This window comes from sulfur-oxidizing endosymbiont of Gigantopelta aegis (assembly GCF_016097415.1).
Lineage (GTDB): Bacteria > Pseudomonadota > Gammaproteobacteria > GRL18 > GRL18 > GRL18.
On record NZ_JAEHGE010000001.1, the window covers coordinates 3,352,857 to 3,371,123 of the forward strand.

Consider the following 18,267-nt stretch of genomic DNA (forward strand, 5'->3'; position numbering starts at 1 on the left):
TCATTAATGTGGCTATACTTAACCGGACACACAACTTAAAATAACTAAAAGATAAAAAGTGTGACCTAAAATGAATGATCAAACAAAAAAACCGAATAAAAGCTATACATCAGAATTTAAAGAATCAGCTGTCAAATTAGCTAATGAGACGGATCAACCCGTTTCTCAGACTGCCAGGGAGCTAGGTGTTAATGTAAATACTCTACATACCTGGATCAGTAAATATTCCAAACCGGTGAAGACGGTAGCCAATAGAAGTGATGAACACATTTATGATGAAGTAAAACGTCTGAAAAAAGAATTGGCAAAAGTGATTCAGGAGCGTGATTTATTAAAAAGGCCACAGCGTACTTTGCAAGGGAAACTTTGTGAAGTACGCATGGATAACTGATCAGGCTAAAGATTACCCGGTAACGATTCTGTGCCGTTTTATGGATGTTTCCGTAGTTGCTATTATGATTGGGTTAGCTCTCCTAAAACGGATAGAGAGAAAGAAAATGAAGCGCTTACTGAGCAGCTAAAAAAACTGTTTGAAGACAGTCGCAAGACTTATGGAACCCGTCGTCTTAAAAAGAAAACTGGCTGAAAAAGGCGTTCATATAAGCCGCCGGAGAATTGGTCGATTAATGAAAAAAGCCGGTTTGTTTTGTAAAACGAAGAGACGCTTTAAAGCGACGACTAATTCCAAGCATAATAAGCGTATATCTCCAAATTTACTGGAAAGAGAGTTTACTGTCTCTCAACCTGATCGCTACTATGTGGGTGATATTACCTATATTGCCACCAAGGAAGGCTGGTTATATTTAGCGGTTGTCATTGACTTATTCTCTAGGCAAATTGTTGGCTGGTCGATGGATGAGCGAATGAAAGCCAAGCTAGTCAATGATGCTTTACTGATGGCCATATGGAAGCGTAAACCAATGGATGGATTGCTTTGGCATACTGACCGAGGTAGCAAATATGCCTCTGATAGTCATAGAAAAATATTGTCGGATCATAACATAATTCAGTCTATGAGCCGCAAAGGAAATTGCTGGGACAATGCTGTATCAGAGAGCTTCTTTCATAGTTTGAAAACTGAATTGACGCACCATTGTCGATTCAAAACCAGAGTAGAAGCAAAGCAGGCAATATTTGAATATATTGAGGTATTTTATAATCGGGAGCGACTTCATTCGGCTAATGATTATTTGTCACCAGTCGATTATGAAATACAGCAGGAAATAGCTTAAATCGATTGATTGAAGAGGGGTAAAAGGCGACATAAATGCCGCCCATTACCGTTGACGGCCATCGGCTCCTCAGCCTGTGCCGTGAAGATATTGTAACAGGATCATTACCGTTGTGAAAATACCTTGGGTGAATGGAACGGCTCTATCGTTCCAGAGGGCAAAGCCCTTTCTCTTCATCTGTTTAAAGTTAACATGAGAAACTAAAATGATAGGAAATACAAAATGACAAAAATCACTTGAAACAGCCAAAAAATATTTAGAAAACTGTCCGGAAAAGTGTTGACACATCACATGCAAGTGATGACCGCAGTCACAGACTTGTTCTGCTTCAGATAACTCATGACGAACAACTTTACGAGGTAGGTCTTTAGGTAAAGGCTTACGACCGGGCTTTTTACGCTCATAAGTAATGGTTTCACGGACTTCCGGTGCTTCTTCGGCGAACGTTTCTGCCTCATTAAAGAAGTCGGGGTGAACTTCTTTTTCACTGGAAGTACCAAACCGTTTATGTTGCAACAGACGAAATTGTTCCTCATACCAGTCCACTTTTGACTGGAGTTCAAGCACCCTGTTTTTGAGCGTTGGTATCTCTTCTGGTAGTATTTTGTCTGTTGAACTCATGCGTTATATTATACTAAAAATGAGCGTTAAATGCTTGTATTTATTCTGTTTAATGCGCATCTAAAGGGACTTTTTTAGTTGTTTTCCAGACCATGAATTTCAGGGTGAGCATGGTGTTGTGTGCAAGATAAACCATCCAGTAACCACTGTAATTCTCTCAGTGTTAACGAAAGAGTGGGTTGTTCTTTTTCCATCGGCCACTGGAATTTCCCTTTTTCAAGTGTACGATAGTAAAGCCAGAAACCATTACGCTCCCAGTACAGTATTTTAAGTTTATCTCGCTGACGATTACAAAAACAAAGACACTGCCATCAAAGGGATTGTGTTCCAATTGCTCTGAGACAATCAGTGATAGCCCATTGGTTGCTTTTCTCATATCGGTAACACCAGAAACCTGATGTGTCAACACTTTTCCGGACAGTTTTCTAAATATTTTTTTGGCTGTTTCAAGTGATTTTTGTCATTTTGTATTTCCTATCATTTTAGTTTCTCATGTTAACTTTAAACAGATGAAGAGAAAGGGCTTTGCCCTCTGGAACGATAGAGCCGTTCCATTCACCCAAGGTATTTTCACAACGGTAATGATCCTGTTACAATATCTTCACGGCACAGGCTGAGGAGCCGATGGCCGTCAACGGTAATGGGCGGCATTTATGTCGCCTTTTACCCCTCTTCAATCAATCGATTTAAGCTATTTCCTGCTGTATTTCATAATCGACTGGTGACAAATAATCATTAGCCGAATGAAGTCGCTCCCGATTATAAAATACCTCAATATATTCAAATATTGCCTGCTTTGCTTCTACTCTGGTTTTGAATCGACAATGGTGCGTCAATTCAGTTTTCAAACTATGAAAGAAGCTCTCTGATACAGCATTGTCCCAGCAATTTCCTTTGCGGCTCATAGACTGAATTATGTTATGATCCGACAATATTTTTCTATGACTATCAGAGGCATATTTGCTACCTCGGTCAGTATGCCAAAGCAATCCATCCATTGGTTTACGCTTCCATATGGCCATCAGTAAAGCATCATTGACTAGCTTGGCTTTCATTCGCTCATCCATCGACCAGCCAACAATTTGCCTAGAGAATAAGTCAATGACAACCGCTAAATATAACCAGCCTTCCTTGGTGGCAATATAGGTAATATCACCCACATAGTAGCGATCAGGTTGAGAGACAGTAAACTCTCTTTCCAGTAAATTTGGAGATATACGCTTATTATGCTTGGAATTAGTCGTCGCTTTAAAGCGTCTCTTCGTTTTACAAAACAAACCGGCTTTTTTCATTAATCGACCAATTCTCCGGCGGCTTATATGAACGCCTTTTTCAGCCAGTTTTCTTTTTAAGACGACGGGTTCCATAAGTCTTGCGACTGTCTTCAAACAGTTTTTTAGCTGCTCAGTAAGCGCTTCATTTTCTTTCTCTCTATCCGTTCTTTTTTCAGACGTTTTACTTCATCATAAATGTGTTCATCACTTCTATTGGCTACCGTCTTCACCGGTTTGGAATATTTACTGATCCAGGTATGTAGAGTATTTACATTAACACCTAGCTCCCTGGCAGTCTGAGAAACGGGTTGATCCGTCTCATTAGCTAATTTGACAGCTGATTCTTTAAATTCTGATGTATAGCTTTTATTCGGTTTTTTTGTTTGATCATTCATTTTAGGTCACACTTTTTATCTTTTAGTTATTTTAAGTTGTGTGTCCGGTTAAGTATAGCCACATTAACCAGATAAACCTGATTGACTGTGATGCCCGTTATCATGAAACAGTCCTGAGCAAATCCAGAATGGACTTGAGCTGATTCAGGTTCGTATCAGAATTGATTTCCAAACTGAAACCATTGGTATGGCTTACTTTAATTGCATTGCTTGTGGGGGAATTGGCCAGTAAATTAATGGGAATGAGTTGATTGTTGGTGTTGACCTGTTTTGATGAGCTAACATAACCCAACTTCTTTCGATAATAGCTAAAAATATGAGAGGGTATCTTATGTTGTTGACAATAAACTGCCTGGCTTAAGTTACTGGCTTGGCAGGCCTCTATGTGTTGCTTCATCGAAGCATCTTTTGAATGGTTGCTCATTTGTATCTCCAAATTACGAATTGAAGATCATAGTTTGAGCTAACTGAAGCTTATTGTGAACGTGGGTTTTAATTGACGTTTACGCTGTTCGTTAAGCGCTTACAATTGTTCTGCTTTTCTATTGTGTTTCAGTAGTGCTAGTTTTTTTTCTAAACCACGTAGCTCCGTAATAAAAGGGTCGTCATTAGTACGATTTTTGAGTTGTTCTACTTTTCTATTGTATTTAAGCAATTTCAGTTTTTCTTCCAGACCTCTTAACTCTTTGATAAAAGGATTATCATTTGTTCGCTTTGTGAGAGAGACTATTTCCGCTTCTAATGCTTCATAGCCTCGGGTGTACAGTTGTGGTGTATTACTTGAGATGTCCGTCATGATTTGAGATTTGATGTTGGCTGACTTACTAATTTTCTTCAATTTATAAGCAATAGGCTCTTTGAGCCCCATTGAATGGGCAATTTCACTGGCCTCGACTAGTTTTTTGATACGATCTAGGCGCTTGCCTTTTGCAGAGCCCTTCAAGGTATTTATTCTATCTGTGAGTTTTTTTCGTTCTAATAAATTTGCCGTTTCTAGGCGATCAATTTCATCCAAGCGTTGTTTTTTGGCTAATTCCCTGAGACTTTTTATTTGATCTTCAATTTTTTTCCGCCCTAGAGAGTCAGCTGTTTCAAGTCGTACGGCTTCATCCAAGCGTTGTTTTTTGGTTTTCTCTAACAATAAGTTCATTTCGAGTTTAAGTTGTTTTTTTTGTTCGACCAGCCTAGCATTTATATCAGCAATCAATTCTGTTTTGGTTGTCAGCTCAGCCTGTGTTGCAAAACTATTGAGAATATCGGCAATCAGTACGGGGTCTCTTCCTTCTAACGAGAAGATGCTCGTTGGGAGTGAATAACCCCCTTTTTTGGGGTTAGGAATGGTTAACTTAAAATATTCATTAAATTGATTAAAAATTTCATTCACATTAGTATCTTTGTTGCGGTTAGGCTCAAAGTGATCAACCAAGTTCATTTGTTCAAACAATTGTTTTCTAATCGAAATTGAGCCTAAATTCTCTCGAAACATTGCATACACGGTTTCTGCTTTAACACTTGAAACACCCTCAATATTCAAGGATTGTATGTCATTGTTTGCTGGTGGCAGAAATATTATTTCTGCTTTATAGATTGGCGTGGTAAAAAGAGCATAAAGCAGCGCTAAGAGGGTGACAATGGCTATTGTTGATAAGATTGCTTTTTTCTGTTTGACCAATGCTTGCCAAAGGTCATAAAGGTTAATTTCATTTTCATCCTGAATTGGATATTGGGGGTAAACCAGGACTTGCTGTGGAGGTGTATTCTTATCAGTCATAGAAGGAGGTCTTATTGCTCATTTTTTTAGATGACAGGAATTCTAGCACTTTTTATCAGAATTGTTTATTTTATTACTGTATTTATTTTTTTATCCATGATATTTGCAGTTATTTCTAAAATCATGGGATAAAATTGAGCAATTTCTGCTTGCTGCTGGATAGGATAAGGGTAAGCGCTTAACCATCTAGCGTTATTCAAAAAATATCTCCCCTGCCTCATAATCAATCCATCGATTAATTATGAGGCACATCAATGAAACCAGAAACCCAAGCCAACTCAAAACAATTTTGGCAAGACCACGTTAATCAATGGAATGAAAACAGTATCAGCCAGGCATCCTATTGTCAGGAACATGGGCTACCCATCAAACGTTTTGGCTATTACAAGCGTAAGTTGCTGGGTGCAACAACGCAAACCAGTGCGATGACAAAGGGGAATGGTTTTATTCAACTATCCTCCCCGAAACACTATTCAGCCCGCACCTCAGCATTAATTGTAGAATTACCCAATCAGCTACGCATTGAAGGGGTGACTGCCGATAATGTACAGCTGGTAAAACAATTAGCAGGACTGTTCCAATGAAGTCAGCCATACGTCCATCACTCAGCCTGCCACAGGTGTATCTCTATCTGAAGCCTGTTGATTTTCGTAAAAGTTTTATTGGCCTCAGTGCCATTGTTGAATGTGAATTAGGTCATAATCCTTTTGCAGGCCATCTGTATGCCTTTACCAATCGTCAGCGTAATAAAATTAAATGCCTCTTCTGGGATAATACCGGTTTTGTACTCTATTACAAAAGTCTCTCAGAAGAAAAGTTCAAATGGCCAAAGGGTGAAGATGACCTGATGAATATCACCGGACAACAAATCAACTGGCTATTAGACGGCTATGATATCAGTGTCATGAAACCGCATAAGAAATTGCATTATGAGTCTGTATTTTAAGTACTTTTAGTCTATTTTTTGTTATAATAAAGCCATGCAAAACAAGGCTGAATCCACAAAAAACGACTCTATATTTTCCGCTTTTTCACACGCGGACAAGAATGAATTGTTGAGTGTCATTGAACAGAAAAACCACCGTATAAAAATACTGGAAGAAGCCCTTCGTCTGGCTCGTAGTAAACGCTTTGCACCCAGCAGTGAAAAAAGTGATGGTCAGGAACGCTTATTTGATGAAGCTGAGCAGGCGGCTGACGATGAGGGGCTCCCTGAACCTAAAACCACTTCGCCTAAGAAGAAAGAAAAAACAGGCAGGAAGCCTTTCTCAAAGACTATTCCAAGAGTCCCTGTCTTCATCGATCTGACAGATGAAGAAAAAGCCGGTGCCATTGAGGTTTTTACACTAAAGTCAGAGAAGAGCTGGATATCATTCCAGCTAAAGTCCAAATACTGGAATACTTCCAGGAAAAAGCCGTCTTTGCAGGCACCAATGACACAGACAGTCGTTCAATGAAAGCTGCGGTCATGCCAAAACATCCATTACCTAAATCAATGGGCAGTATTCACCTGATGGCACACATCATTATCTCAAAATATGCCGATGGTTTGCCTCTGTATCGAATGGAAGGCATATTATCACGCTATGGCGGCGATATAACCCGAGCCACCATGGCCAATTGGGCTATTAAACTGGCTCATCAGTTCCAGCCGCTCATCAACCTCATGCGAGAACATCAACTGTCGGGTGACATCATCCAAATGGATGAAACGGTGCTCAAAGTATTAAAAGAGCCGGGACTCAGTGCTCATTCGAACAAATACATGTGGGTCAGTCGTGGCGGGCCACCTGGACAACCCAGTGTGCTGTTTGAATACGATCCTTCTCGTAAGAAGGAAGTACCACTGCGCCTGCTTGATGGCTTTAGCGGCTATCTGCAAACCGATGGCTATGCCGGTTACAATGCCGTGTGCACAAAATAATGCCACATCGGTCGGCTGCTGGGATCACACTCGCCGTAAATTCAAAGATTCTCAGACGGCACAACCAAAGAAAAAGAGCAATCAAAAGCCTACAAAAGCCGATGTGGCACTGGCCCATATCAATAAGCTGTATTTAATTGAGCGTGAGATAAAAGAAGCCAGTGTTAATGAAAAATTTAAGGTTCGTCAGAAACAGAGCCTGCCGCTTCTTGAGAAAATAAGAACATGGGTCGATAACACCCTGGGCAAAGTGCCGAACGACAGCTTGACAGGAAAAGCACTCACCTATATTAATAATCAATGGCCTAAGCTGACTGTTTATTGTGAAGATGGTCGGTTGAATATCAGTAATGTGCTGGCAGAAAATGCTATCCGTCCATTCTGCGTGGGTAGAAAGGCCTGGTTATTTTCAGATACGCCAAAGGGTGCACATGCCAGTGCAGTTCATTATAGTTTTATTGAAACCGCTAAGGCCAATGATATTGAGCCATATGCGTATATGGTCTATGTATTAACCCAATTACCTTATGCGGATACGGTTGAAAAGCTGGAAGCATTGCTTCCCTGGAATTTTAAAAAATCAGAATTGGAAAAGGTAAAGAACGCTGTTCGGTATACGTCAAAACTTCCCACGTTGACGTATCATTCCACTTTATTTAAAGGCTGAATTTTTTCAGTCAAATTCCATGGCAACAATTGCTCTAAAGCCTCATCATCATAATGCCTGCCCAGCTTAGGTAACTCAGTCAGAATGTGTGTTAAAAAGGCAAAGGGCTCTAGGTTGTTTGCTTTCGCTGTTTGCACGATTGAATATAAAATAGCACTGGCCTCAGCACCACGAGGATTTTGGTTCATGACCCAGTTTTTGCGCCCAATCACAAAGGGTTTGATCCGCCGCTCTGCCATATTATTATCAATCTGGAGGTTGCCCTCTTCAAGATAGACAGTCAGATACTTCCATTGATTGATCACATAACGAATAGCGACACCCAACTTACTGTCTTTTGTTGTTTTAGTCACTTTATCATCACACCACTTTTTAAAGTCATCCAGTGTGGTTTGCTTTTTTCCTGACGGATCAGGTAACGTTGTTCAGCATTGAGCGGTTTGATTTGTTTTTCAATCGCATACAATTTAGCAATTTTACTGATCGCCATTTGTACCATGCCAGGCTTTTTCTGACTGTTCTTGGGTAATGCTTTTAAGGCATCATGGAACTTGCGACGAGCATGTGCCATGCAGCCTAATAAAGTGACTTCACTGTTCTCATTTTCGAATATATGATAACCGGGAAAGCCATCCGTTTGCAGGTAACCTGAAAACCCCGTTAAAAAGGTTTTGGCATGTTGGCCTGCACGAGTAGGCTGATACTCATACAAAACAATGGGACACTTGGAATGATAGCCGCCACTTTGATAGAGCCACATATAAGATTTAGGGCAATTCTCACGTCCATCATGGATCACTCGCATCGTTGTTTCATCGGCCTGGATGATTTTCTGCCTAATGAGATAATACAACAACCGATTATAAAAGGGTTTGAGTAATTCAGCTGATTTTAAGCACCCAGTTGGACATACTGGCTCTGGAAAGTGTTATCTTATAGCGTTTAAATATCGCTTCCTGTCGATAGAGAGGCAAGCTGTCTAGGAATTTAGAAACAATGATATAGGCCAGCAGGCTGGGTGATGCAAAACTTCTAGGAATGGGCTGTGCAGGCTTAGGAGCAGTTTTAACGCCTTCCTCACAAGCACGACAGGCATATTTAACCTGAACATGTTCTACAACATATACCTGAGCAGGAACAATTTCCAGTTGCTCTGAGGTCTCTTCACCAATTTCATGCAAGTGATGACCGCAGTCACAGACTTGTTCTGCTTCAGATAACTCATGACGAACAACTTTACGAGGTAGGTCTTTAGGTAAAGGCTTACGACCGGCTTTTTACGCTCATAAGTAATGGTTTCACGGACTTCCGGTGCTTCTTCGGCGAACGTTTCTGCCTCATTAAAGAAGTCGGGGTGGGCTTCTTTTTCACTGGAAGTACCAAACCGTTTGTGTTGCAATAGACGAAATTGTTCCTCATACCAGTCCACTTTTGACTGGAGTTCAAGCACCCTGTTTTTGAGCGTTGGTATCTCTTCTGGTAGTATTTTGTCTGTTGAACTCATGCGTTATATTATACTAAAAATGAGCGTTAAATGCTTGTATTTATTCTGTTTAATGCGCATCTAAAGGGACTTTTTTAGTTGTTTTCCAGACCATGAATTTCAGGGTGAGCATGGTGTTGTGTGCAAGATAAACCATCCAGTAACCACTGTAATTCTCTCAGTGTTAACGAAAGAGTGGGTTGTTCTTTTTCCATCGGCCACTGGAATTTCCCTTTTCAAGTGTACGATAGTAAAGCCAGAAACCATTACGCTCCCAGTACAGTATTTTAAGTTTATCTCGCTGACGATTACAAAAAACAAAGACACTGCCATCAAAGGGATTGTATTCCAATTGCTCTGAGACAATCAGTGATAGCCCATTGGTTGCTTTTCTCATATCGGTAACACCAGAAACCAGATAAACCTGATTGACTGTGATGCCCGTTATCATGAAACAGTCCTGAGCAAATCCAGAATGGACTTGAGCTGATTCAGGTTCGTATCAGAATTGATTTCCAAACTGAAACCATTGGTATGGCTTACTTTAATTGCATTGCTTGTGGGGGAATTGGCCAGTAAATTAATGGGAATGAGTTGATTGTTGGTGTTGACCTGTTTTGATGAGCTAACATAACCCAACTTCTTTCGATAATAGCTAAAAATATGAGAGGGTATCTTATGTTGTTGACAATAAACTGCCTGGCTTAAGTTACTGGCTTGGCAGGCCTCTATGTGTTGCTTCATCGAAGCATCTTTTGAATGGTTGCTCATTTGTATCTCCAAATTACGAATTGAAGATCATAGTTTGAGCTAACTGAAGCTTATTGTGAACGTGGGTTTTAATTGACGTTTACGGTTTATAAAAATTTGCTATAAGCCTTTTCTGTAACAATGCCATTAAGCTTGATGTCCCATGCTTGCGATTCTAGCTGTGTTACTTTTTGCAGTGCGTGGGCAATACCCATAAAAATGGGTTTTTCAGCTGAATTTGCTTGCATATGTTGTAGCGCGCGGTCATAAAAACCACCCCCCATTCCCAAGCGATTACCTAGGTCATCAAAGGCCACCAAGGGCGCTAATACAAGATCTAATTGTTGCGCCGATTTGAGTTGTGAGTCTTGATATTCAGGCTCAAGTATCCCAAAGTTGTTCTTTTTCAACACTGTTTGTTCACCATAAGCGGCAAAGGCCATCATGCCTTGCGTTTTGTCCAGAATGACTGGTAGATAAGCGTATTTCCCATCTAATGCTATGTGCCTGAGTAATGGTTCGAGATCAACTTCCCCATCAGCGGATAAATACAAAGCAATGTGCTGAGCATCTTGATACTCTGTGGAGTCAATGATGGTCTGACAAATGCTTGTGCTATGTTGTTCTTGATCAGAAGCCGTTAATTGACGTCGTTTTTCCCGCAGTGTATTTCGTAGTGCTTTAGCTGAGGTTTTATTGCTATGCGTTGCAGAGAAATTTTCAGGGGTCATCATATATTGCCAAGATGGATACGAGTATGTATAGATTAAGAAATTAGAGATGAAAGTGTTGAGGTAAAAAGAAGAGAGTGGAAGAACAATTTGCACCGTCGCAAACTTTCGCTCTTGAACCTATCGGTTCAAGTGGAGATATGACTGATAAATTAGGCTTTCTGCTCACTTATAAAATAAGGGCAGGCATGCACACATCATCAGGCGCGCATCCCCGGGGTAAAAGATTACGGCTCAAGAAGTACCCAGTTTGCTAACCTGTGTAAAGAGAACTTCCACAGGCTTAATTATAAACCTCTCTTTCTCAGGATAAAAGCAATTCCTTATAATTCCATCTGTTTACTTTCGTTCACGGCTCCGTCAATTTTCTCTCTTAACTGTCTAAGTTGTTGTTGTATTTGACTTTCATTGGCAGTTTGATGCTGTTGCTGCAATAAATCATGGGCTAGATTTAATGCTGCCATCACCGCAATGCGGTCACTACCGATGACTTTGCCGGTGGTGCGTATTTCCAGCATCTTGTCATTTAATAAGGCTGCCGAGTCTTCTAAACTCTCTTTATGATTGGGTGCGCAGGCAATGCGGTAGTCTTTTTCCAGTATTTTGACTGTAACGGGTACTGTTTCGCCTTTCATCCGTTACTCTCCATGCCTTTGAGACGGTTAATGATTGCTTCGACACGGGTGCGAGCGGTTTCGGTTTTTTCCATAAGTCTGGAACGCTCGACCTGTAAAAATTCTTGTTGTGAACGCAACTGAATATTTTCTTCCTTTAGTTGGTTGATGGTGCCTAGTAGCACATCGACGCTTTCATCCAGTCGCTTGAGTTCGATATCCGTATCGGTGGCGACATTTTCGACTATCTTTTGAGCCATAGTTTCAATCATATTTCTACCCTATTGGCTACTCTGTTGTTTTTGTTTTTATAACGTTTTTATAACAGTGTAGGTATACTCATTACTTTTAGTGTCTATAGTAGAATTCATTCCGGCAATGGTCAATGGGAAAACAACAATCTATAAGGGAAATGTTGATTAACTGGGGTATAATTCTATTATTTAGAGAATGAATCACATTTTGTTCGCTTTCGAGGCGTAAGGTGTGGTTTTAAATAAGCAACCGTAGGCTTTTTGTCGGTGGCGAGTTTTGTTTTAATAGATGGATGTCATTTAATAATTGAGTAGTCAGAAGGGTTTATGTCAGAAGTAAAGGAAATAGCAGTAAATATTGCACAGATCAAAGCTGATCTTGAGAAACTGGATAGTGAAATGTCGCCATCAGAGGTGCATGGCACTTTGTGTGGTGCGCTATGTGGTAAGCCAGATTTGAATTTACATGACTGGCTATCAATGACTTTTTTTACGGCGGATGATGAGAACGTGAACGCGATTACTTCGCGTGGTTTATTATTTGAGGCGATTGCTGATTCGTTTAAAACATTCTTTTTAGAGACGGTTAAAGCACTTTCTGATAATAGTTTGAATTTTCACCCGCTTTTACCCGAAGAAGGCAGTGAAAGTATGCGTTTACAAGCCATTGCTGAGTGGGCTCAGGGTTATTTGATGGGGCTGAGTTTGGCTGGGGTGAAAGGCTTTACAGATTATCCTGGGGAAGTTAAAGAATTTGTCGAGGCCATGGCATCCATTGCAACCGTAGATGACTATGAATTAGCAGGTGATGATAGCGACGAAGAAGCCATTATCGAGTTTATCGAATTTATTCGCATCGGTGTGTTATTGACCAATGAAGAAATGAACCCAATAAGAGTGCCCATAGACATTCCACCCACCGATAACGAAGATACACTTCATTAAACATTAAATACTAAATACTCAAACTATGATAACAACTAAAGAGTTCACTCGTCGCAGAAAACACCTAATGCAGGACATGGGCAATGATAGCATTGCTATCCTACCCACCGCTGTTGAGCAAGTTAGAAATCGGGATGTGAATTTTATTTTCCGCCCAGATAGTGACTTTTTGTATCTCACTGGATTTTGGGAGCCTGAAGCCGTATTAGTCTTGATTCCCGGACGCAAGCATGGCGAATACGTTTTGTTTTGTCGGGAAAAAGACGAAACGCAAGAAATCTGGCATGGTCGCCGTGCGGGTCAAGAGGGCGTATTGGAAAAATTCGCGGCGGATGATTCTTTTCCTATTTCGGACATTGATGAGATTCTGCCGGGGCTGATGGAAAATAAAACCCGGGTATTTTATACCATGGGTATTCATGCCGATTTTGATCAGCGTTTGACTGGCTGGGTGAACCAGTTGAAGCAAAAAGTGCGTATGGGTGTCAATGCGCCGGGTGAATTCGTTGCGCTGGATCATGCTTTGCACGAAATGCGCTTGTTCAAATCCGCCAGTGAAATTAAAATGATGAAAAAAGCGGCCAGTGTTTCTTGTCTGGGACATGAGCGTTTAATGAAAATATGCCAGCCGGGCTTATACGAATATCAACTGGAAGCAGAATTTATTCATCATTGTATGTTTAATGCCTGTCGAGAACAGGCCTACCCATCCATTGTTGGTGGCGGTGAAAATGGCTGTATTTTACATTACACCGAGAATAATATGCCCTTGAAAGCGGGGGATTTAGTCTTAATCGATGCCGGTGGTGAATATCAGGGCTATGCCTCGGATATTACTCGCACTTATCCAGTGAATGGACGTTTTTCGACTGAGCAAAAAGCGCTTTATGAATTAGTGTTGGAAGCACAATTGGCGGCCATTGAAATGGTTTATCCCGGCAGTCATTGGAACGCGCCTCATGAAGCGGCAGTAAAAGTCATTACTCGGGGGCTGGTTAAATTAGGCCTGCTCAAAGGGCGTGTAGATAAGCTGATCAAAGAAGAAGCCTATAAGCCATTTTATATGCATCGTACGGGGCATTGGTTGGGTTTAGATGTGCATGATGTGGGTGATTACAAGATTGATAATGAATGGCGTATGTTAGAGCCGGGTATGGTGTTGACGATTGAGCCGGGAATTTATACCGGCGATAATCGTAAAATTGCTAAAAAGTGGCGTAATATAGGGATTCGTATTGAGGATGATGTGCGTGTTACGCGTACGGGCTATGAGGTCTTGACGGCACGTGCCGCAAAGACTGTGGATGATATCGAAGCCTTGATGGCCAGTGGCAAAGCATTAGTGGAAACGCCAAGGCTAATAGTGAAAAAAGCAGCGATAAAAAAGACAATAAAAAGAACGCCAGCAAAAAGAACAGTCGCAGTTAAAAAGAAGGCGAAAGTTCCGTCTAGTAAGAAAAAAGTAGTAAGAAAAAAGCGGTGAGTCGAGTTCAAGCCAAATAAAACAGCATTTGTAGGATGCGGTGAGTGCAACGAACCACATCGAAGACGTTTGTTTAAGAAGGTTATTGATGCGGTTCGTTCCTCACCACATCCTACAATTGAAGTGAGTGTTTCCATTGTTATATTTTCATCTTAAAATGTGCAACAAATTATAATTAATAGAGTCAGTATGAGCGAAGCAAGCAATAACTTTTTTGATGTCGTTATCGTTGGCGGCGGTTTAGCCGGAGCGAGTATGGCGCTGGCCTTAGCGCCTGCCTTGGCAAAATCAAAGCGTCGCATTGCGGTGATTGAAGCGCACCCCTATCAGCAACAGCGTTTGCAACCTAGTTTTGATGATCGCTGCCTTGCGCTTGCCTGGAGTTCCAAACAAATCTATCAGTCAATGGGAATTTGGGATGAATTGGCTAAGCATTGTCATGAGGGACAGAGTGATGGCTTTGCGGCCATTAAGCAAATTCATATTTCTGAGCGAGGGCATTTAGGTGTGACCCGTTTGGATCAGCAAAAAGAAGCTGTGCCGGCTTTAGGCTCTGTGGTTGAAAGTCGGGTTTTGGGTGAGGTGCTGGTTGAGCAAATGAAATTGCATGATAATATTCACGTATTTTGTCCTGCGAGCATTGAACAATTGGCAACTAATGCTGATGAAGTCAGTATCAGTCTTATAGTTGATCCTGAGACTGAGCTTGAACCTGAACCTGAGTCGGCTCAGGCGCAGAGCAAGCATCAGAAAATCAAAGCAAGCTTGCTCATTGTTGCAGATGGTGTGAATTCACAAACTCGTGAGTCTTTGGGGATCAAAGTCAATCAAAAAGCGTATGCCCAGACCGCAATCATTGCTAATATTGAAACAGCAATGCCGCATAATAATATTGCCTATGAGCGTTTTACCGACTCAGGGCCTTTGGCGGTATTGCCCTTGACTCGCAATCGTAGTTCATTAGTCTGGACAGTGAAAGATGAGCAATTAGATGACGTGATGGCCATGAATGATGCTGAGTTTAGTCAGGCTTTGCAACAGCGCTTTGGTCATCGCCTAGGACAGATAAAAAAGGTAGGTCATCGTGCGGCTTATCCATTGATGTTAATGACAATTGATAATGAGACACTTGCCTATCAGCAGCGTGTGGCATTGATTGGTAACGCCGCACATGGGGTGCATCCAGTGGCAGGGCAGGGCTTTAATCTAGGTTTGCGTGATATTTCTGCCTTGGCAGAGCTCATTGTAGCTGAAGTGCAAGCCCATAAAAGCGCTGATCTGGGTAATGATGAGTTATTGTCAAGGTATTGGCAATGGCGACAGGCTGACATTAAACAAGTGACTCGTATTACCAATGGCCTGATTAAATTATTTTCCAACCATTCGACTTCTTTGGCAATTTTGAGAAACTCTGGCTTATTCCTGACGGATATTATTTCACCTTTGAAGCATGTGATTGCACATGAAGCCATGGGTAATGGCATATTGCAGGGTAGAATGAGTAAGATGGCAGTGGGTCAGTCCTTGCTTTGATTGGCAGTTAAGTAGGGTGGGCATAGCTTTATCTGCCCACGCTGACTCAATACTTTGTATAGTGACCGTAGGATGCTGCTGAGGAACGAAGCGCATCATCAATAGCAAAATATACATAAAAAATTTAATTATTAACCAGTCCTAGAGTCAGCAACACATAACCCAATAGAACAAACCATGACACAAAAACAAAAACAAGATAAAGCACAAATAAATAAACCGAAGCATTACGACATTGTCATCGTCGGTGGCGGCATGGTGGGTGCAACATTAGCCTGTGCATTAGGCAATAGCTCACTCAAAGTTGCCGTCATTGAAGCCTATCAAAGTGACTTTAACTGGCCAAAAAATTCCCATGACATCCGTGTCAGTGCCATCACTCATGCTAGTCAGCATATTTTTGAAAATCTGGGTGTTTGGGATAGTATGCAACAGGATGGCGTGGCCGCTTACACTAAAATGCATGTCTGGGATGCAACAGGTCAGGGGCAAATTCATTTTGACAGTGTCGAGGTCGGACAGGCTGATCTGGGTCACATTATAGAAAACCGTATTATTCAAAAAGCAGTACAAAATAAATTGGCTGATTTTGATAATATCGAATTATTAATGCCCTTACAATTACAGTCATTACAGATGTATGATTCAGGTGTTGAATTGATTAGTACCGATGGTCAAAAAATAACAACCGATCTTTTGGTGGGTGCAGATGGTGCTAATTCATGGGTGCGAAAACAAACGGAAATCAGCCTGACGACCTGGGCTTATGAACAGAGTGCAGTGGTCTGTAATGTCAGTACCTCAGAAGCCAATCAAAGTGCTTGCTGGCAGCAGTTTATGCCCACGGGGCCATTAGCTTTTTTACCCCTTGAAGATGGCCAAAGCTCCATCGTCTGGTCAACGACTGAGGAGCAGGCTCAGGCATTGGTCGCGATGGATAAACAAGCCTTTAATCAAGAATTACAGATGACCTTTGGTAGTTCTTTGGGGCGCATTCAATTAACGTCCGAACGTGCCAGTTTTCCTTTGCGACTCAGACATGCGAATCAATATGTACAAGAACACCTGGCCTTAATTGGTGATGCCGCACATACGGTACATCCTTTGGCGGGTCAGGGTGTGAATTTGGGCTTATTGGATGCTGCGGTGCTAGCAGAAGAGATTTTACGCGCCCATGAACAACAGCGAGTACTGGGTGGCTTGGCAACACTGCGTCGCTATGAACGTCGTCGTAAGGGCGAAAATATTGCTATGTTAGCAGCAATGGATGGCTTTAAACGTTTGTTCAGCAATGATATTACTCCCTTTAAATTATTGCGCAATTCCGGGCTGAACCTTGCAGATAAACTCAGCCCAGTGAAAAATCTATTGATCAAACGTGCGATGGGTTTGTTGGGTGAGCAAACACCTCTTTTAGCGCGACTCAAATTATAAAACACCGATTATTTCTGGCGTTTAAAAACCACAATATGGCTCACATCTAAGGTAATACCTAAGAGGCTACCTAAGGGATGGTTGTGATGACTCGGGGTGATACATAAAACATTGTTATTGGCGTTGACTTTTAATGTATATAAAAATTCAGCGCCACGAAATACTTTGTCAATGATTCTTAATTGGTTGGGGCTATTATCATCATGAATAATATCATCAGGGCGAATCAATAGTTCTAGTTGACAGCCTTTGCGGCAGCCTTCAGGTATCTTGCCATGAATATTGCCCAAGTCAGTTTTAATGGTGCGATTGCCAATGACTTCACCGGGAAGCATTACCCCCTGACCAATAAAGTTGGCTGCATATTGACTCTGTGGTTCATGGTATAAGTCGTAGGGACTATCCCATTGAATGATCTTACCCTGATGCAATAAACCAACTTTATCAGCCATGGCAAAGGCCTCATGTTGGTCATGAGTGACCAGTATAGCCGTAATCCCTTCTTGCTTAATGATTTTTCCTACTTCAGTGGCTAATTGCTCTCGTAGTTCTACGTCTAAACTGGAAAAAGGTTCATCTAATAAAAGTAGGTCAGGTTTTGGTGCTAAGGCACGGGCAAGTGCCACTCTTTGCTGTTGGCCACCGGAAAGTTGGTGCGGGTATTTATCCCCCGAACCTTCAAGGCCGATCATGGATAATAATTCATTCACCCGTTTTGCTGTGTCAGCGACATTGAGTGCACCGAGGCCAAAGGCAATGTTTTTATTGACGCTGAGGTGTGGAAAAAGAGCAAAATCTTGAAACACCATACCAATATTACGTTGCTCAGGTGGGGTATGGGTGCAATTATCATTGACGACTTTATCACGAATACGTATTTCACCTGTATTGGGTTTCTCAAAGCCCGCGATACTGCGTAATAAGGTGGTTTTTCCGCAGCCGCTTGAGCCGAGCAGACAGCCAATTTCACCTTCTTGTAAGTGCAGATTAATGGCTTGGATCACGGGATGTTTGCCATAGCTAAGACAGACATCGCTAATATTTAAAAGAGGCTTAGTCATGTTTAACAGGCTCGTATTGATTTGGGTGCAGATCTTCTAAAACGATGAAAATAAACAATAAATTCAATAGTTAATGCTTGAAAAATGAAAAGAGA

At 41.4% G+C, this 18,267-nt stretch carries 24 protein-coding genes, 1 other RNA gene and 4 pseudogenes; 10 read left to right on the forward strand and 19 right to left on the reverse strand.

Translation table 11 applies throughout. The annotated features are described in order from the left end of the window. Positions 1-70 precede the first annotated feature (70 nt). A pseudogene (locus tag JEU79_RS17130) lies at positions 71-1,232 on the forward strand (IS3 family transposase). A 69-nt stretch (positions 1,233-1,301) separates the two neighbouring features. Here the strand turns inward: JEU79_RS17130 and JEU79_RS17135 are convergent. From JEU79_RS17135 to JEU79_RS27610, 8 genes and pseudogenes are all read right to left on the reverse strand, one after another. Then, complete coding sequence (locus JEU79_RS17135; RefSeq protein WP_198265083.1) at positions 1,302-1,853, reverse strand: transposase; 552 nt, start codon at positions 1,851-1,853, stop codon at positions 1,302-1,304. 74 nt (positions 1,854-1,927) lie between these two features. Continuing rightward, a complete protein-coding gene (gene tnpB / locus JEU79_RS26715) occupies positions 1,928-2,119 on the reverse strand; it encodes an IS66 family insertion sequence element accessory protein TnpB (protein WP_343075015.1) in 192 nt (63 codons plus the stop codon). Positions 2,120-2,130: 11 nt separating this feature from the next. Beyond that, a pseudogene (gene tnpB / locus JEU79_RS27605) lies at positions 2,131-2,262 on the reverse strand (IS66 family insertion sequence element accessory protein TnpB); the annotation flags it as partial. 277 nt (positions 2,263-2,539) lie between these two features. Beyond that, on the reverse strand, positions 2,540-3,241 hold the full coding sequence (locus JEU79_RS17145) for an IS3 family transposase (RefSeq protein ID WP_425511153.1): 702 nt from the start codon (positions 3,239-3,241) through the stop codon (positions 2,540-2,542). Positions 3,242-3,297: 56 nt separating this feature from the next. Further along, positions 3,298-3,522, reverse strand: a pseudogene (locus JEU79_RS28770) (transposase); the annotation flags it as partial. Positions 3,523-3,622: 100 nt separating this feature from the next. Next, complete coding sequence (gene tnpA, locus JEU79_RS17150; RefSeq protein WP_198262602.1) at positions 3,623-3,946, reverse strand: IS66 family insertion sequence element accessory protein TnpA; 324 nt, start codon at positions 3,944-3,946, stop codon at positions 3,623-3,625. A gap of 99 nt (positions 3,947-4,045) precedes the next feature. After that, positions 4,046-5,293, reverse strand: a complete 1,248-nt coding sequence (locus tag JEU79_RS17155) for a Wzz/FepE/Etk N-terminal domain-containing protein (RefSeq protein WP_198265085.1) — start codon at positions 5,291-5,293, stop codon at positions 4,046-4,048. Between the two features lie 65 nt (positions 5,294-5,358). Next, on the reverse strand, positions 5,359-5,493 hold the full coding sequence (locus JEU79_RS27610; RefSeq protein WP_281400943.1) for a hypothetical protein: 135 nt from the start codon (positions 5,491-5,493) through the stop codon (positions 5,359-5,361). Between the two features lie 54 nt (positions 5,494-5,547). Between JEU79_RS27610 and tnpA (JEU79_RS17160) the strand changes: the two genes are divergently transcribed. From tnpA (JEU79_RS17160) to JEU79_RS27620, 5 genes are all read left to right on the forward strand, one after another. Then, on the forward strand, positions 5,548-5,877 hold the full coding sequence (gene tnpA / locus JEU79_RS17160) for an IS66 family insertion sequence element accessory protein TnpA (RefSeq protein ID WP_198263024.1): 330 nt from the start codon (positions 5,548-5,550) through the stop codon (positions 5,875-5,877). Further along, positions 5,874-6,239: an IS66 family insertion sequence element accessory protein TnpB gene (gene tnpB / locus JEU79_RS17165; protein WP_198263025.1), complete on the forward strand. Its 366-nt coding sequence runs from the start codon at positions 5,874-5,876 to the stop codon at positions 6,237-6,239. The genes tnpA (JEU79_RS17160) and tnpB (JEU79_RS17165) overlap by 4 nt, the downstream gene beginning before the upstream one ends. 106 nt (positions 6,240-6,345) lie before the next feature. Next, positions 6,346-6,750 (forward strand): IS66 family transposase, encoded by a 405-nt coding sequence (locus JEU79_RS26725; RefSeq protein ID WP_198264909.1) that lies wholly within the window; start codon positions 6,346-6,348, stop codon positions 6,748-6,750. Positions 6,751-6,761: 11 nt separating this feature from the next. Further along, entirely contained in the window at positions 6,762-7,217 is a 456-nt protein-coding gene (locus JEU79_RS27615) for an IS66 family transposase (RefSeq protein WP_281400944.1), read from the forward strand. Further along, positions 7,198-7,884, forward strand: a complete 687-nt coding sequence (locus tag JEU79_RS27620; RefSeq protein ID WP_281400945.1) for an IS66 family transposase — start codon at positions 7,198-7,200, stop codon at positions 7,882-7,884. The genes JEU79_RS27615 and JEU79_RS27620 overlap by 20 nt, the downstream gene beginning before the upstream one ends. Here the strand turns inward: JEU79_RS27620 and JEU79_RS17175 are convergent. The 10 genes and pseudogenes from JEU79_RS17175 to JEU79_RS17215 form a co-directional block, all read right to left on the reverse strand. Next, the gene (locus JEU79_RS17175; RefSeq protein ID WP_425511184.1) at positions 7,860-8,123 is read right to left on the reverse strand and encodes a transposase domain-containing protein; all 264 of its coding nucleotides are present in this window, start codon (positions 8,121-8,123) and stop codon (positions 7,860-7,862) included. The genes JEU79_RS27620 and JEU79_RS17175 overlap by 25 nt on opposite strands. Further along, a pseudogene (tnpC, locus tag JEU79_RS17180) lies at positions 8,106-8,740 on the reverse strand (IS66 family transposase); the annotation flags it as partial. The gene JEU79_RS17175 and the pseudogene tnpC, both read right to left, overlap by 18 nt. A gap of 25 nt (positions 8,741-8,765) precedes the next feature. Further along, entirely contained in the window at positions 8,766-9,065 is a 300-nt protein-coding gene (locus JEU79_RS17185) for an IS66 family transposase zinc-finger binding domain-containing protein (protein WP_198265087.1), read from the reverse strand. After that, a complete protein-coding gene (locus tag JEU79_RS17190; protein WP_198265088.1) occupies positions 8,999-9,388 on the reverse strand; it encodes a transposase in 390 nt (129 codons plus the stop codon). Before JEU79_RS17190 ends, JEU79_RS17185 begins: the two co-directional genes overlap by 67 nt. Before the next feature lie 163 nt (positions 9,389-9,551). Then, positions 9,552-9,818: an IS66 family insertion sequence element accessory protein TnpB gene (tnpB, locus tag JEU79_RS17195; RefSeq protein ID WP_198265089.1), complete on the reverse strand. Its 267-nt coding sequence runs from the start codon at positions 9,816-9,818 to the stop codon at positions 9,552-9,554. Further along, entirely contained in the window at positions 9,815-10,138 is a 324-nt protein-coding gene (gene tnpA, locus JEU79_RS17200) for an IS66 family insertion sequence element accessory protein TnpA (RefSeq protein WP_198262602.1), read from the reverse strand. Before tnpA (JEU79_RS17200) ends, tnpB (JEU79_RS17195) begins: the two co-directional genes overlap by 4 nt. 86 nt (positions 10,139-10,224) lie before the next feature. Then, complete coding sequence (locus tag JEU79_RS17205) at positions 10,225-10,848, reverse strand: 5-formyltetrahydrofolate cyclo-ligase (protein ID WP_214660613.1); 624 nt, start codon at positions 10,846-10,848, stop codon at positions 10,225-10,227. A gap of 88 nt (positions 10,849-10,936) precedes the next feature. After that, positions 10,937-11,115, reverse strand: a non-coding RNA gene (gene ssrS / locus JEU79_RS28775) — 6S RNA. A 56-nt stretch (positions 11,116-11,171) separates the two neighbouring features. After that, entirely contained in the window at positions 11,172-11,483 is a 312-nt protein-coding gene (locus tag JEU79_RS17210) for a cell division protein ZapA (protein ID WP_198265091.1), read from the reverse strand. After that, positions 11,480-11,734 carry a TIGR02449 family protein gene (locus JEU79_RS17215; protein ID WP_246540364.1) on the reverse strand — a complete coding sequence of 85 codons (255 nt, stop codon included), beginning with the start codon at positions 11,732-11,734 and terminating at the stop codon, positions 11,480-11,482. The genes JEU79_RS17210 and JEU79_RS17215 overlap by 4 nt, the downstream gene beginning before the upstream one ends. A gap of 309 nt (positions 11,735-12,043) precedes the next feature. Here JEU79_RS17215 and JEU79_RS17220 point away from each other — a divergent pair, with 309 nt between their 5' ends. The 4 genes from JEU79_RS17220 to JEU79_RS17235 all read left to right on the forward strand — a co-directional run bounded on the left by JEU79_RS17220 (position 12,044) and on the right by JEU79_RS17235 (position 17,111). After that, positions 12,044-12,661: a YecA/YgfB family protein gene (locus JEU79_RS17220; protein ID WP_198265092.1), complete on the forward strand. Its 618-nt coding sequence runs from the start codon at positions 12,044-12,046 to the stop codon at positions 12,659-12,661. 25 nt (positions 12,662-12,686) lie between these two features. Beyond that, positions 12,687-14,144, forward strand: a complete 1,458-nt coding sequence (gene pepP, locus JEU79_RS17225; protein WP_198265093.1) for a Xaa-Pro aminopeptidase — start codon at positions 12,687-12,689, stop codon at positions 14,142-14,144. Positions 14,145-14,333: 189 nt separating this feature from the next. Further along, positions 14,334-15,677, forward strand: a complete 1,344-nt coding sequence (gene ubiH / locus JEU79_RS17230) for a 2-octaprenyl-6-methoxyphenyl hydroxylase (protein ID WP_198265094.1) — start codon at positions 14,334-14,336, stop codon at positions 15,675-15,677. Between the two features lie 177 nt (positions 15,678-15,854). Beyond that, complete coding sequence (locus JEU79_RS17235) at positions 15,855-17,111, forward strand: UbiH/UbiF/VisC/COQ6 family ubiquinone biosynthesis hydroxylase (protein ID WP_198265095.1); 1,257 nt, start codon at positions 15,855-15,857, stop codon at positions 17,109-17,111. A gap of 8 nt (positions 17,112-17,119) precedes the next feature. Here JEU79_RS17235 and JEU79_RS17240 read toward each other — a convergent pair whose 3' ends face one another. Beyond that, positions 17,120-18,172, reverse strand: coding sequence for an ABC transporter ATP-binding protein (locus JEU79_RS17240; protein ID WP_198265096.1), 1,053 nt, complete (start codon positions 18,170-18,172; stop codon positions 17,120-17,122). Positions 18,173-18,267: the final 95 nt, after the last annotated feature.